Origin of the sequence: Hubeiibacter jixunmingi, assembly GCF_041928215.1 — a bacterium.
In the GTDB taxonomy this organism is placed as follows: Bacteria; Pseudomonadota; Gammaproteobacteria; order Pseudomonadales; family Moraxellaceae; genus Acinetobacter.
On the sequence record NZ_JBHFHK010000093.1, the window covers coordinates 1 to 6,006 of the forward strand.

The following is a 6,006-nucleotide window of genomic DNA, read 5'->3' on the forward strand; positions in this document are numbered from 1 at the left end:
GAGAATGAAATTAGTGGCAGGATTTATAAATTGGCAAGTTAATCGCTAAATTTACATTTTCGAAAGAGGTCTAATTAAAGCTATTTTACAATCATACTATCAAAAACTTAAAAATTACAGTTTAAGATAAAAATAAAATACTCTTAGAGATTGTCTAAAACAACTTGACCACTACCAACCATGATTCTAGGTAAAGTATCAGTATATCGTGTTATTTACTCTGATGATTGCCGTGGTTATAATGGTTTAATTGATATGGCTTTTATTTAGATTTTTTATTGAAAAGGTAGGACTATTGGAAATGAGAAAATTATTACTTATACTCACGCTGTGTGTAGCTTATCAATCTGCTTTTGCTGAAGATGTGATCGCATTTGATGCCAAAACAGATCCAGTGGTGCAAAAATTAAAACACGAATTTGAAAATAAACCGCTTGGTGCTAAAGTAAATCAACGCAATGCTGTACTCAGTGATACCTTTTATCATCGTTGCTTAAGCGAAACCTTAGCAACGCTAAAAAAAGATTTTCCAAGTGATAAACCAGAGGTACACCAAACAATTGTTTTTGACACCTGTGAATATACTGAAGATATTTATAATACTTACAACGTATTATTGGCTGCTGATAATATGAAAAAGAAAATGTCAGAGCAAGAAGCTTATCAACATGTGATTGATAGTTATATTAAAAATGGCGGGCGTAGCAAAACCAACGCAAAAATGCGTGATGAAATTTGGCAAAAAATCAATACAACGCCATAATTTTTAATATAAATGCTCTATCTAAATCATGATATTGATGATTTAGATAGATTTTTACCACTTAATCACCTTGTTATTTTTATCTCACCACTTCATCCCCACATCTTGAAATAACCCAGCTTTTTCCAAATCCCCTGCCAAGCTAAATAAGGTCGCTTCATCATTTAAGCCCGCAATAAACTGCATCCCAATCGGCAGACCCTCCGCAGACATACCCAAAGGCACTGACATGGCAGGCATCCCCGTCATATTGGCTAAAATGGTAAATGCCATCTTGGGCAATACAGGCTGACTTAATTTTTCCACCATCCCCGAATTGAGTAGCATCTTGCCAATCTTCAAACCGCTGGTGGCTTGCATCATGATTTCATCGGCTTTTTTCGGCGGTAAAATACCATTTTTCACCGCAGGCGTTGGCACTGTTGGGCATAAAATCACATCATAATCTTGCAATAAACGATCGGTTGCCAAACGCAAATCTTGCCAACCTTGCTTGGCATTGAGAAAATCCAAAGCCGATAAAGAACGCCCCATCATCGCCATATTCAAGGTCTGTGGCTCAAGCTCACTGACATGCTCACGCCCCAAACGTGTAGCAAGATCATGCACTTGATGGGCAGTATGACTACATACCATCACCAAAAAATCTCGCCATACTTGTGACTGATTAAACACTGGCTCGGCATAATCCACATGATGCCCCATACTTTCTAAATGCTTGGCGGTCTGTTGCAAACACGCCATCACTTCAGGGTCAATCACAGTATTGGCAATCAATGGACGCACATGAATGGCGATTTTTAAAGGACGGCTTGGCGTTTGACTGGCGGTAAGAAAAGACTGTTCAGGGCGTGGCGAATGATAATTTGCTCCCAATTCAATACCGCTTGTGGCATCCAACATTGCCGCACTGTCTCGCACGCTACGACTAATCACATGATTGATGACCGCACCATTCCAATCTTCACCCAATACCGAACTGATTGGCGTGCGTCCACGACTTGGCTTTAAGCCAAACACACCGCACCACGATGCAGGAAAACGAATCGAACCACCGCCATCGCCACTGCCTGCCATCGGTACAATGCCACTGGCAACCGCAGCCGCACTCCCCCCTGATGAACCGCCCGTGCTATAGCCTGACTTGGCAGGGTTTTGACATGCCCCAAAGGCTTTGGGTTCTGTGGTGATAATCAAGCCAAATTCGGGCGTATTGGTTTTACCAAAAATATTTACCCCTGTGGCTTTGATTTGCTGAACAATGGCATTGTCTTGTTTTGGTACAAATTTCACGCTACGACTACCCATCGACATAGGCTCATCGGCAAATTCATATAATAGGTCTTTGAGTAAATATGGCACACCTGTAAATACGCCATCGGGCAGGCCTTGCTGAATGGCATTGTAGGCACGCTCATCAAAACGGTGAATAATGGCGTTGAGTTTTGGGTTATGCTGATTGGTAATCGCAATTGCACTGTCTAACAATTCTTTGGCACTGACTTGCTTGCTTTTTACCAATTCCGCCAAGCCCATGGCATCATATTGTGTATATTCTTTAAACATCCTTAAACCTGTCTATCGCAATGATTATTACCTTTATCATAGCGGATATTTTGACATTTGTAAGGCTTATTATTTTGATTTTTTAGAATAACCATTCACATTAATTATCCTGAAAATGGGCAATAAAAAACGCCAAACCCATAAATCATTTGGCGTTTTATCCAAAAGGGCGTATGCGATACGCCCCTACATCAATGCGTGACACATTTCACTTTTGCACATGTTATCACACAAGATTAATCAAACAATCGTTCAAAGAAACCTTTTTTCTTATCATCATCGTCTGATTTTGGCACTTGCTTACCGCTTAGGCTTTGTTGCAACTCTTTAAACAATTCACGTTGGCGATCGGTCAAATTGGTTGGCGTATCGACCACGATTTGACAGAATAAATCACCGACCATACTGCTACGAATTGGTTTTACACCCTTACCACGCAAGCGGAAACGTTTGCCCGTCTGCGTTCCTTCAGGCACTTTGAGATTGACACGACCGTCCAAAGTCTCAATTTCCACTTCTTTACCCAACACCGCATCGGCAATATTGATATGCACATCCATATATAGATCTGCACCATCACGTTGGAAAATTGGATGCTCACGCACGGCGATTTCGACATACAAGTCACCCGCTGTACCATTGGCAATCGCCTCGCCTTTACCCGACAAACGGATACGGTCGCCATTGTCCACGCCAGCAGGGATATTGACTTCTAAGGTCTGCTGACGGTCTTTTACGCCAGTGCCGTGACAGTCGCCACATGGATTTTTGATGATTTTTCCTGTACCACGGCAGTGATGACACGGTTGTTGTACGCTAAAGAAACCTTGTTGCATACGGATATGCCCTGAGCCATGACAGGTCGGACAAGTCTGTACATCGCTGGCATCTTTCGCCCCTTTACCATCACAGCTTTCGCACGGTGCAGGTGCAGTAAAGGTAATGGTCTTTTTCAAGCCTTTTACCGCTTCTTCCAGCGTTAATTCAAGTACATAGCGTAAGTCTGCACCCTGACGTTGGCGTTGTTGTCCACGACCGCCACCACCGAACGCACCACCGAAAATATCACCAAATTGGCTGAAAATATCTTCTGCACTAAAACCGCCTGCACCGCCAAAACCACCACCGCCACCAAAGCCGCCTTCAAAGGCATTATGACCCATGCGGTCGTACATACTGCGTTTTTCGCTATCCGACAACACTTCGTATGCTTCTGCGGCTTCTTTAAATTTTTCTTCCGCTTCTAGGTTGTCTGGGTTACGGTCTGGGTGATATTTCATCGCCATTTTGCGGTAAGCTTTTTTGATTTCTTCATCAGATGCGGTTTTGCTTACCCCCAAAACCTCATAATAATCACGCTTTGCCATGACGCAATGCACTCCAAAAAAATATTAATTTAATCGCCCTACAGTTGGGGCTATACCAAAAAAATACAAGGGTAAAATCATGTTGAAAGGATTTTTTTGTGGGGGAAAATTTTGCAGAGCAATGATATTTTGATCAATAAAGCACTCTTACTGATAAAAATGCTATTTTGTAGCCAATTGAAATAAAATTATTTAAAAAAGATTTGACTTATTTTATAAATAAGGTATTATGCACGGCATGCGGGAATAGCTCAGTTGGTAGAGCACAACCTTGCCAAGGTTGGGGTCGCGAGTTCGAGTCTCGTTTCCCGCTCCAAATTTTAAAATCCAGTCTTTTTAGATTGGATTTTTTGTTTTTTAAACTTGTTAAATTTTAATTTCCATATATTTCTGTACACCAGTTCAACTCCCGCCATCTCTACCATATCTAAAAACACATTGTAAAATATAACAATCCAACAATAGAGAAGTATCAGAATTCGTATATTTAGGCTTTTTACACCTATTCTTAAATTACTATCTATGTGCTATGATTTATTTTTCGCAATATTTTGATTAGGACAATGCCATGATCGCCACCCAACAAAGAGCTGAACTCCATCGCCGTATCTGGCAGATCGCGAATGATGTCCGAGGTTCGATTGATGGTTGGGATTTTAAGCAGTATGTGTTGGGGGCGTTATTCTATCGCTTTATTAGTGAAAACTTTGCCAGCTACATTGAAGCGGATGATGACAGCGTAGACTATAGCACATTCCCCGATGATAGCCCCACCTTAGCCCAAATCAAAGATGATGCCATTAAAACCAAAGGCTACTTTATTTATCCAAGTCAATTATTTAAAAATATCGCCAAAAATGCCAACAACAACGATAGCCTAAACACTAATTTAGCCAATATTTTTCATGCCATTGAAGCATCCGCCAACGGCTATCCTTCTGAATCTGATATCAAGGGTTTGTTTGGTGATTTTGACACTACCAGTAACCGCTTAGGCAATACCGTTGCTGATAAAAACAAGCGCCTAGCCGCTGTACTAAAAGGTGTGGAAGAACTTGATTTTGGTGATTTTAAAGATAATCAAATTGATTTGTTTGGTGATGCCTATGAGTTTTTGATTTCCAACTATGCTGCCAATGCTGGTAAGTCTGGTGGTGAGTTCTTTACACCCCAGCACGTTTCTAAATTGATTGCCAAGCTTGCCCTACACGGTCAGACCAACGTCAATAAGATTTATGACCCTGCGGCAGGTTCGGGTTCTTTGTTACTACAAGCAAAAAAACAGTTTGATGAGCATATCATTGAAGATGTTTTTTTGGGCAAGAGATTAACCACACTACCTATAACCTTGCCCGCATGAATATGTTTTTGCATAACATAAACTATGACAAATTCAATATGATGCTCGGTGATACCTTGATTGACCCGCATTTTGGCGATGATAAGCCATTTGATGCGATTGTATCCAATCCACCGTATTCGGTTAAGTGGATCGGTAGCGATGACCCAACGCTGATTAATGATGAGCGTTTTGCCCCTGCTGGTGTGCTTGCCCCTAAGTCAAAAGCGGATTTTGCCTTTGTGCTACATGCGCTTGCCTATCTATCGAGCAAAGGGCGTGCGGCGATTGTATCGTTCCCTGGTATCTTTTATCGCGGTGGTGCAGAGCAAAAGATCCGCCAATATCTCGTTGATAACAACTTTGTCGAAACAGTGATTTCGCTTGCTCCTAATTTGTTTTTTTGGTACGTCGATTGCGGTCAATATTTTGGTGCTATATAAAGGGAAAAAAGACAATAAAACACAGTTTATTGATGCCAGTCGGTTATTTAAAAAACAAACCAATACCAATACGCTGACCGATGAACATGTGGCTCAGATTATGGACGTATTCGCTAGTAAAGCCGATGTGGCGCACTTTGCAATATCAGTGGATAATAGCGAGATTACAAAAAATGATTATAACCTTGCGGTAAGTAGTTATGTCGAGGCAGAAGATACCCGTGAGGTGATTGATATCAATGCGTTAAATGCAGATATCAAGAAGACAGTGACAAATATTGATAAACTACGGGCTGAGATTGATGCGATTGTAGCGGAGATTGAGAGCTAATGGATATTGTTTTATATACAACAGACGATGGTAACACTAAATTTGCTCTACAAAAATTTGAAGAGCAGCTATGGCTAACACAAGCAGACTTGGCAGAGTTGTATCAAACAACAAAGCAAAATATTAGGGTGTGTTGACATACAAAGAAAATCAGTTATTCTGATTATATGAATAGACTAACACTTACTGATGCCCAA

At 41.0% G+C, this 6,006-nt stretch carries 3 protein-coding genes, 1 tRNA gene and 2 pseudogenes; 4 read left to right on the forward strand and 2 right to left on the reverse strand.

The features are described 5' to 3' along the window. Positions 1-171: 171 nt before the first annotated feature. Both ACEYX7_RS10330 and ACEYX7_RS10335 read left to right on the forward strand, forming a co-directional pair. Positions 172-264: pseudogene (locus ACEYX7_RS10330) on the forward strand (IS1595 family transposase); the annotation flags it as partial. Between the two features lie 37 nt (positions 265-301). Beyond that, positions 302-763 carry a hypothetical protein gene (locus tag ACEYX7_RS10335; RefSeq protein WP_374805377.1) on the forward strand — a complete coding sequence of 154 codons (462 nt, stop codon included), beginning with the start codon at positions 302-304 and terminating at the stop codon, positions 761-763. A gap of 84 nt (positions 764-847) precedes the next feature. Here ACEYX7_RS10335 and ACEYX7_RS10340 read toward each other — a convergent pair whose 3' ends face one another. Next, positions 848-2,329 (reverse strand): amidase, encoded by a 1,482-nt coding sequence (locus ACEYX7_RS10340; RefSeq protein ID WP_374900543.1) that lies wholly within the window; start codon positions 2,327-2,329, stop codon positions 848-850. Positions 2,330-2,565: 236 nt separating this feature from the next. Further along, on the reverse strand, positions 2,566-3,696 hold the full coding sequence (gene dnaJ, locus ACEYX7_RS10345; protein WP_374807137.1) for a molecular chaperone DnaJ: 1,131 nt from the start codon (positions 3,694-3,696) through the stop codon (positions 2,566-2,568). A 240-nt stretch (positions 3,697-3,936) separates the two neighbouring features. On the opposite strand from dnaJ, the gene ACEYX7_RS10350 reads away from it, so the two are divergent. Further along, a tRNA-Gly gene (locus ACEYX7_RS10350) sits at positions 3,937-4,012 on the forward strand. Between the two features lie 252 nt (positions 4,013-4,264). Next, positions 4,265-5,809, forward strand: a pseudogene (locus tag ACEYX7_RS10355) (type I restriction-modification system subunit M). Positions 5,810-6,006 lie beyond the last annotated feature (197 nt).